The sequence below is a fragment of the Streptomyces sp. NPDC002536 genome (genome assembly GCF_053594995.1).
Window position 1 is genome coordinate 25,803 of the sequence record NZ_JBSFWU010000088.1, and the last position, 7,859, is coordinate 33,661.

General features: G+C 69.3%; 8 protein-coding genes. All 8 read right to left on the bottom strand.

What is annotated here, in order from left to right:
• Window positions 1–4 precede the first annotated feature (4 nt).
• Window positions 5–478 (bottom strand): bifunctional nuclease family protein, encoded by a 474-nt coding sequence (locus ACWD4B_RS26755; protein WP_045933737.1) that lies wholly within the window; start codon window positions 476–478, stop codon window positions 5–7.
• Between the two features lie 51 nt (window positions 479–529).
• Window positions 530–1,267, bottom strand: a complete 738-nt coding sequence (gene ftsR, locus ACWD4B_RS26760; RefSeq protein WP_451423153.1) for a transcriptional regulator FtsR — start codon at window positions 1,265–1,267, stop codon at window positions 530–532.
• 16 nt (window positions 1,268–1,283) lie between these two features.
• A complete protein-coding gene (locus ACWD4B_RS26765) occupies window positions 1,284–2,132 on the bottom strand; it encodes an FHA domain-containing protein (protein ID WP_451423154.1) in 849 nt (282 codons plus the stop codon).
• A 130-nt stretch (window positions 2,133–2,262) separates the two neighbouring features.
• Window positions 2,263–3,156: a DUF881 domain-containing protein gene (locus ACWD4B_RS26770; RefSeq protein WP_451423155.1), complete on the bottom strand. Its 894-nt coding sequence runs from the start codon at window positions 3,154–3,156 to the stop codon at window positions 2,263–2,265.
• Between the two features lie 5 nt (window positions 3,157–3,161).
• On the bottom strand, window positions 3,162–3,494 hold the full coding sequence (locus ACWD4B_RS26775) for a small basic family protein (RefSeq protein ID WP_004947174.1): 333 nt from the start codon (window positions 3,492–3,494) through the stop codon (window positions 3,162–3,164).
• The gene (locus ACWD4B_RS26780; RefSeq protein WP_336416953.1) at window positions 3,491–4,387 is read right to left on the bottom strand and encodes a DUF881 domain-containing protein; all 897 of its coding nucleotides are present in this window, start codon (window positions 4,385–4,387) and stop codon (window positions 3,491–3,493) included. Before ACWD4B_RS26780 ends, ACWD4B_RS26775 begins: the two co-directional genes overlap by 4 nt.
• 117 nt (window positions 4,388–4,504) lie before the next feature.
• On the bottom strand, window positions 4,505–7,000 hold the full coding sequence (locus tag ACWD4B_RS26785; RefSeq protein WP_451423156.1) for a sugar phosphate nucleotidyltransferase: 2,496 nt from the start codon (window positions 6,998–7,000) through the stop codon (window positions 4,505–4,507).
• A gap of 77 nt (window positions 7,001–7,077) precedes the next feature.
• Entirely contained in the window at window positions 7,078–7,668 is a 591-nt protein-coding gene (locus tag ACWD4B_RS26790; RefSeq protein WP_336416951.1) for a CDP-alcohol phosphatidyltransferase family protein, read from the bottom strand.
• Window positions 7,669–7,859: the final 191 nt, after the last annotated feature.

Here is a 7,859-nt window from a genome sequence, read left to right on the forward strand (position 1 = left end):
CGCCTCACTGGCTGTTGGTGCCGAAGTCCTCCGGCGAGATCTGGTCGAGGAACTCGCGGAACTTCTCCACCTCGTCCTCCTGCTCGTCCGGGATCGCGATGCCGGCGTCGTCGAGCACCCCGTCGCTGCCGTAGATCGGCGTCCCGGTGCGCAGCGCAAGCGCTATGGCGTCGGACGGCCGGGCACTGACCTCCACGCCGCTGGCGAAGACGAGCTCCGCATAGAACACCCCCTCGCGCAGGTCCGTGATGCGGACCTCCGAGAGCTGCTGTCCGACCGCGTCCAGCACGTCCTTGAAGAGATCGTGGGTCAGCGGGCGGGCAGGAGCCATGCCCTGCTGGGCGAAGGCGATCGCCGTCGCCTCCCCCGGTCCGATCCAGATCGGGAGGTAGCGGTCGCCTCCCACTTCACGCAGGAGCACGATCGGCTGGTTGGAGGGCATTTCCACCCGGACACCCACGACATCGAGCTCGTTCACACAGCAACCCTAGGCCGTGCCCGGCAGGTTTGGGTAGTCGGGCACTCGCCGTCACCGCTCCCGCAGGTGCAGGGCGCTGCGGACGAGGGCCGCGTGGAGCCGTACCGACAGGCCGGCCAGCTCCCGGGCAGTGGCCTCGGCATGGGCCCTGGTCTGCGGATTGCGGTGTCTGCGCAGCGGGGCGACCACTTGTTCGACCAGACCGGCCTCGCGCTCCGCGGCGGCCTTGACGGCACGCAGGTGCCGTGGCTCCAGGCCGAACCGGCCCAGATCCGCCACGAGCCGGGCGACGGCCACGGAATCGGCGTCGAATCCACCGTCCGGGTGGGCGGCGACCAGGCCGTAGGACTCCCACTCGGCCAGTTCCCCGTCGGTCGCCCCGGCCGCGGCGAGCAGCTCCTCGCGGCCGATCCGCACCGGCGCGGGAGGCGCGGCCTCCTCACCGACGAGGTCCTCGGCCAGGCCCTGGGCACCGCCCGGCTGTGCGGGCCCGCTCCGGGCCGGGGCGTCCAGCTGCTCCCGGATGACCTTGAGCGGGAGGTAGTGGTCGCGCTGCATCCGCAGCACCTGTCCGAGCCGCTCCACGTCCGCGGTGCTGAACTTGCGGTAGCCGGACGGCGTGCGCTGCGGCTCGACCAGGCCCTCCGCCTCCAGGAAACGGATCTTGGAGATGGTGACCTCGGGGAACTCCTCGCGCAGCACGTTGAGCACCGCTCCGATGCTCAGCAGCCGGCCTTCCGCACCGGCGGTACCGGAGGATCCGGTACCGCCCGACGGTGTCCGAAGCATGGCCCTCCCTCGAGGGTCAGATCCCCGCCGCCTGCTGGCTGGCGTAGAAGACCAGGCGGTACTTGCCGATCTGGACCTCGTCGCCGTTCGTCAGCGCGATCTCGTCGATGCGCTCCCGGTTGACGTAGGTGCCGTTGAGGCTGCCGACGTCCGCGACCGTGAACGAGCCGTCCTGCCGGCGACGGAACTCCACGTGACGGCGCGAGACGGTCACGTCGTCCAGGAAGATGTCGCTCTGCGGGTGCCGACCGGCCGTGGTGACCTCACCGTCCAGCAGGAAGCGGCTGCCGGAGTTCGGACCGCGGCGGACCACCAGCAGCGCCGAGCCGAGCGGCAGGGCCTCGACGGCCGCCTGTGCCTCCGGGGAGAGCATCGGGATCTGCGTCTGCCCGGTCACCTCGGAGTCGTACGCCTCGAGACCGGAGATGGAGATGGTCGAGGTCGTCTCCGAGGCGCGCTCCGCGACGGCTCCGGGCCGCAGCGGCGCACCGCAGTTGGAACAGAACCGGCTGGCCTCGGCGTTCCGGTGGCCACACCTCGTACAGACCGGCAAGGCAAACCCTCCACCCGCACTTGAGGTCGCTGGTGCCCCGAAACCTATGCGTCCGGCAGCGGCAGGGTCAACAGAAGACGCGCCCTGTCCGCCCGGAATGTCGCTGCCGGGAGCACCCACCTGGTCCCGGAACAGGGGACGCCCCTCCTGGGCGCCCTGATTGCCTTCCTCCACCGGCCCCGAGGCGCGGTGACGGGCGCTGCCGCCGTCCCGGCGTGCGCTCTTGCCGAACAACTTCGCAAACAACTTCACGGGCGATTCCCCTTGACCGAAACAGACCCGCCCGTGGGGCAGGACAAACCCTCGATGCACACACCGTCCGACCCGGACAACCTGACAACGTCCGAGATCACCAGACAGTTTCCATCACGCACCCCGAACCGGGTGCGCCGACCCCCCGCAAGCCCCCGCCCTCCCCGCGGGGCCCCTCTCCGCGCCTGCCTCACTGCGATGACGACCGAGCGTAGTCAGGCCGCTTCGCCGGGCGCAAGGCGTCGACAACGATCTTCTCAGACCGGGAGACCGAGACACCGGCCTGCTCCTTCTCCAGCGTCTGCACCACTCCACCAGGGATGTTCAGTGCGGGCTCCAGATCCTGGGGCTTGCCGATGACCTTGAACTTATAGGGCTGCGAGACCTTCTTTCCGTCGATCTCCACCTTCCCCGCGGATCCGGAGAAGTAGGTGTCGGCGGCCACCCGGACGTTGTTGATCTGGATCGCCTCCGCACCTGCGGCCCGCAGTTCCTGGATCGTGTCGAGCAGCTTGTCGGGCTCGACCGCGCCCTTGGTGTCGCTCACCGTGAGCTCGATACCGGGCCCCTCGGCCGCCACCGTACCGGCCAGCACGCCGAGCTGGTCCTCCTTCTGCTCGGTCTGCTTGCGGGCCTCCGCGGCCTGGTTGGAGCTGCTCTCCAGCTCCGCCTTCTGGCTCTCCAGCTTCCGCTTCTCGTCGTCCAGCCGCTTGGTGCGGCTGTCCAGTTCGTCCAGGATCCGCACCAGGTCCTCCTGCCGGGCCCCGCGCAGCGCGCTGTTGTCGCTCGTCGTACGGACCTGGATGGCCAGGCCGAGACCCAGGACGCACAGCAGCAGGGCGACGGTGAGCTGGGCGCGGGTGAACCGCGGCGGCCACAGCCCCTTCGCGAGGCGTTGACGCCCCGTCAACGCCTCGGCCGGGGCCCCGGCTTCCGGCTCCGCTCCCGGCTCCTTCCCGGGGCCGGAACCGGACTCGGATGCGGGCTCGGGCGTGGGCTCCGGCGCGGGCTCGGGAGCCGTCGCCTCGGGTCCCGACGGCTTCTCGGCGGGCTCGGGCTTCTCCGGCGTGTCGTCCGTGCTCATCGGTCTCACGCCCGGAAGACGTGCCGCCGGATGGCGGCCGCGTTGGAGAAGATGCGGATGCCCAGGACGACCACGACACCGGTGGACAGCTGCGCACCCACGCCGAGCTTGTCGCCCAGGAAGACGATGAGCGCGGCCACGACCACGTTGGACAGGAAGGAGACGACGAAGACCTTGTCGTCGAAGATTCCGTCCAGCATCGCCCGGAGGCCGCCGAAGACCGCGTCGAGCGCCGCCACGACGGCGATGGGCAGATAGGGCTCGACCGCCGTCGGAACCACGGGGCGGACCACCAGTCCGACCACGACTCCCACGATGAGGCCCAATACGGCGATCACGATGTGCCCTTGCCCTTCCCTGTGTTCTGCGGCTTTGCGGTACGTACGATCAGGCTCGGCGCGGCCGGCAGCCGGACCTCGTCCTGAGCGGAGATGCTGGCTCTGATGCCGTAGTTCTGCTGCAGAACATGCAGGTACTGACCGTCGGCACTGTCCTGGAACGCAGTGCTCAGCTTCTGCCCGTCCCCGATCGCCAGCACCGTGTACGGCGGCACCAGCGGTCTGTTGTCGACCAGTATGGCGTCACCGGCGGCCCTGATGGCCGACAGCGCCGTCAGCCGCTGGCCGTTGACCGCGATCGCCTCGGCGCCGGACTGCCACAGGCCGTTGACAATGCGCTGCATGTCACGGTCGCGCACCCGGCCCGTGTCCGAGAAGCCCTGGTTCTCCCGGGGGTTGCCGCCGCCCGTCGTGGTCTGTTTCGCATCGTCGACGACCAGTTTGACCCCGGGCCCCTTCACCGCCGTGGCACCGGCGAGCAGGGACACCAACTCCGCCTGGTCCCCGCCGTGTTTCTCCAGGGCCTCGCGCTGCCTGGCACCGACACTGTCGCGCAGGGTGTCCACGTTCTTCTGCAGCGTGTCGGCCGCCGAGGTCTCGGCGTTGATCCGGTCGATGAGCTGCTGGCGCTCCTTGGCCAGCGTCGGTGCCGATATCCGCGCCTGCGCGGCTCCGATCGTCACCACCACCGCGGCGAGCAGCAGGGCCGCGCCGACCCCCAACTTGGCCCGCAGCGTGCTCGGAAGCCCCTTGCCGCCCTCCGCGCGCCGGGCGGCCGCCTCGGCGTAGCCCTCGTCGAGGCTGTGGTCCATCACATTGGTCAGCAGCGACATCGACGCGTCGGGGCGCGGAGGCGGCGACGACGTGCTCCGAACGGGGGGCTGCTGCGACATGCCGCACATCGTCGCACGTCGGGGGCGCCGTCTCCCAATGGCCCCACCGGCGTGCCGGATCCGGACCGAGAGACCACGCCCCCGGGAGACAACCGGCGGGCCGGCCGGGCCGCGGGCTCAGCGCCCGGCGCCGTCCACCACCGCCGACCACTCGTCGAGCAGCGCCTGGGCGGAGGCGTCGTCGGGGCCCTCCGCCCACAGATGGGTCACGGCCTCCGCCGGGTCGGGCAGCACCAACACCCAGCGCCCGTCCGCCTCGACCACCCGCACCCCGTCGGTGGTGTCGACGAAACGATCCCCCGCGGCCTCCACCACATGCCGCATGACCAGTCCCTTGACCGCCCACGGCGTCGCCAGGTCCCGGCGCAGCACATGCGCCCGGGGGATGCGGGCGTCGATCTGGCTCAGCGTGAGCTGCGTCCGGGCCACCATGCCGATCAGGCGCACGAAGGCCGCCGTGCCGTCGAAGACACTGCTGAACTCCGGGACGATGAAGCCGCCGCGCCCGTCGCCGCCGAAGATGGTCGACTCCTGACGGCCGACGCGGGTCAGGTCGTCGGGCGAGGTCGTCGTCCACTCCACCTGTGTGCCGTGGTATGCGGCCACCTGCTCCGCGATCCGGGTCGTGGTCACCGGAAGCGCCACCCGCCCGCTGCGCCGCTCGGCGGCGACCAGGTCGAGCAGGACCAGCAGGGCCCGGTCGTCCTCGACGATCCGCCCGCGCTCGTCCACCAGCGAGATGCGCTCCCCCACCGGGTCGAACCGCACCCCGAAGGCCGCCCGCGCCGACGCGACGATCTCGCCGAGCCGCACCAGGCCCGAACGCCGGGCGTCCGCGGTCTCCGTCGGGCGGGCCTCGTCGAGCCCGGGGTTGATGGTGAGGGCATCCACGCCCAACCGCCCCAGCAGACTGGGCAGAACGAGCCCCGCACTGCCGTTGGAGGCGTCCACCACGACCTTCAGCCCGGCCTCGGCCACCCCGCCGGTGTCCACGGAGCGCAGCAGGGATCCCGTGTACGAGTCGTAGACGCTGGACGGGAAGGACAGGTCGCCGATCTCGCCGGGGAAGGCCCGCCGGTACTCCTGGCGGGCGTAGACCCGGTCCAGCTTGCGCTGCCCGCCCTGGGAGAGGTCGGCCCCGCGCTCGTCGAAGAACATGATGTCCACCGAGTCCGGCACGCCCGGCGAGGTACGGATCATGATGCCGCCGGCACTGCCCCGCGCGGTCTGCTCGCGCGCCACGGGCAGGGGGACGTTCTCCAGGTCCCGCACGTCTATGGCGCTGGCCTGCAGCGCCGAGATGACCGCGCGCTTGAGCGCCCTCGCACCCCGCGAGTGGTCACGGGCGGTGGTGACCGTCGAGCCCTTCTTGAGCGTCGTGGCGTATGCACCGGCAAGGCGCACCGCGAGCTCCGGGGTGATCTCCACGTTGAGGACGCCGGAGACCCCGCGCGCGCCGAACAGGTGGGCCTGGCCCCGGGACTCCCAGATGACCGAGGTGTTGACGAAAGCGCCGGCCTCGATGGTCTTGAAGGGATAGACCCGGACATTGCCCTGGATAATCGATTCCTCACCGACCAGGCACTCGTCCCCGATGACGGCTCCGTCCTCGATGCGGGCAGCACGCATGATGTCGGTGTTCTTGCCGATGACGCAGCCGCGCAGGTTGCTCTGCTGCCCGATGTAGACGTTGTCGTGGACGACGGCCTTGTGGAGGAAGGCACCGCTCTTCACCACCACGTTGGAGCCCACGACAGTGTGCTCCCGGATCTCTGCGTCGGCCTCCACCTTGGCGTAGTCGCCGATGTAGAGCGGGCCGCGGAGCACTGCGTCCGAGTGCACCTCCGCACCCTCCGCGATCCAGACGCCCGGCGAGATCTCGAACCCGTCGAGATCGACGTCGACCTTGCCCTCCAGGACGTCTGCCTGGGCCTTGACGTAGCTCTCGTGCGTGCCGACGTCCTCCCAGTAGCCCTCGGCGACATAGCCGTAGATCGGCTTGCCTTCCTTCATCAGCTGCGGGAAGACGTCCTGGGACCAGTCCACGGACACATCGGCACGGACGTAGTCGAAGACTTCCGGCTCCATGACATAGATGCCGGTATTGACCGTGTCGGAGAAGACCTGGCCCCAGGTCGGCTTCTCCAGGAAGCGCTCGACCTTGCCCTGTTCGTCGACGATGGTGATGCCGAATTCCAGCGGATTGGGCACCCGGGTCAGACAGACGGTGACCAGGGCGCCCTTCTCCTTGTGGAAACGGATGAGGTCGGTCAGGTCGAAATCGGTGAGGGCGTCTCCCGAGATGACCAGGAAGGCATCGTCCCTGAGCGCCTCTTCGGCGTTCTTGACACTGCCTGCCGTGCCGAGTGGCTTTTCCTCGTTGGCGTAGGTGAGCTCCATGCCCAGCTCCTCGCCGTCGCCGAAATAGTTCTTGACGAGGGAGGCGAGGAACTGCACGGTCACCACGGTCTCGGTGAGCCCGTGCCGCTTGAGCAGGCGCAGCACATGCTCCATGATCGGCCGATTGGCCACCGGCAGGAGCGGCTTGGGCATGCTCGAGGTCATGGGGCGAAGGCGAGTCCCTTCGCCGCCGGCCATCACGACGGCCTTCATGTCGGAAGCGTCCTCCTTGCGAGACGACGGTCTTGCCGACTTCACTCCCGAAGGGGCCCGGTTCCGGAGCCGCCAGGTCAGTCGGCCGTGGCGTCCGCCCTGACAAGTCGGCGGACCTGCACCACATAGAGGATCCCTGCCCACCAGTAGAGGGTTGTACCCCATCCGGCGAACGCCCATCCGAAAATCGCGGCGAGTGACGGCAACCAGCCGTGCCCGTCACTGAGAAGCAGCAACGGGAACGCATACATCAGGTTGAAGGTCGCGGCCTTGCCGAGGAAGTTCACCTGCGGCGGCGGGTAACCGTGGCGTCTCAGGATCCACACCATGACCAGCAGCATCGCCTCACGCGCGAGCAGGGCCAGCGTCAGCCACAGCGGAAGGATCTCACGCCACGTCAGGCCGAACAGCGTGGAAAGGATGTAGAGCCGGTCCGCAGCCGGATCGAGCAGCCGGCCGAGGCTGCTGATCTGATTCCAGCGCCGGGCGAGCTTGCCGTCGAGGTAGTCGCTGACACCGCTCAGGGCCAGGACCAACAGCGCCCATCCGTCGTGCTTCTGGAGAATCAGCCACAGGAAGAGCGGTACGCCGACCAGGCGCGCCATGCTGAGGATGTTCGGGATGGTGAGGACACGGTCGGTCTGGACTCGTGTCTCCTGGACCTCCACCCGGGGGCCTCCTGTGGGGAAATGTACCGACGATACCCCATGACCTTACCCGCAGACAGGCCGCGGGCATGCGGTGGGGTGCGGTGAAGGCACACGTAAATGCAAGAAAGCCCTGACAGGGAACCGGAGTTCCCCGTCAGGGCTTTCTGAAGAAAAGTTCGGCGGCGTCCTACTCTCCCACACGGTCCCCC